The organism is Bacillus sp. SRB_8 (assembly GCF_003264205.1).
Lineage (GTDB): Bacteria > Bacillota > Bacilli > Bacillales > Bacillaceae_G > Bacillus_A > Bacillus_A mycoides.
This window is the reverse complement of sequence record NZ_NADT01000102.1, coordinates 1-351: the sequence shown is the minus strand read 5'-3', so window position 1 is coordinate 351 and position 351 is coordinate 1. Positions and strand designations below refer to the sequence as shown.

Annotated in this window: 1 pseudogene; it reads right to left on the bottom strand. The window is 33.0% G+C overall.

Annotation, left to right across the window (positions count from 1 at the left end):
• Positions 1 to 351: pseudogene (locus B5P40_RS32010) on the bottom strand (S-layer protein); the annotation flags it as partial.

The following is a 351-nucleotide window of genomic DNA, read 5'->3' as shown; positions in this document are numbered from 1 at the left end:
CTTTCCTTTGGGTAACGGTTAAATTTTTTATGTCACCTTTCATTGCATTTACTAGTTCTTGTAACTTACCATGTGCTTCTTTCATTACTTGTATTTTATACTGTACATCTTGCTTTGCGTTGTTTACGTTCCTTGAAATACTTTCCCAGTTCTCTGCATCATCTACCAAACGTTGCTCTTCTTCTTCTAAAATCTTAATCGTGTTATTTATGAGTGTTTCATCACTTTTTAAATAATCTAATACACCTTCAAATATCTTTACTTTTCCATCAAGCAAAGTAAGTGGATTTTTAGCCTCCTGATCAAAAATAATGGCATCATGAATACGCACATATCCTTTTTCGCCTTGGT